The sequence below is a fragment of the Staphylococcus canis genome (genome assembly GCF_016238445.1).
Lineage (GTDB): Bacteria > Bacillota > Bacilli > Staphylococcales > Staphylococcaceae > Staphylococcus > Staphylococcus canis.
The window spans coordinates 1-207 of record NZ_JABANU010000136.1; the positions used below are offsets into that span (position 1 = coordinate 1).

Below are 207 nucleotides of genomic sequence, written 5' to 3' on the forward strand. Positions count from 1 at the left end.
GCTTGAACTTATTATATAAAGGGCGATCAATGTTTTTAAAAGTATGCATAACTGAAACTCTTGCCATGTTTAGTGCACGATTTAAAGACTGAATGATATGAAAACGATCAATAATGATTTTCGCATTAGGGAACAACTCTTGAATTAAGACGATATATGGTTGATACATATCTATAGATACGGTTTGAACGCGTTTACGTTCTTCAA

Annotated in this window: 1 protein-coding gene; it reads right to left on the reverse strand. The window is 32.4% G+C overall.

Going from position 1 to position 207, the window contains the following annotated elements:
* The coding region (locus HHH54_RS11755) for a transposase (RefSeq protein WP_198618846.1) at positions 1-207 on the reverse strand (207 nt) is incomplete at both ends.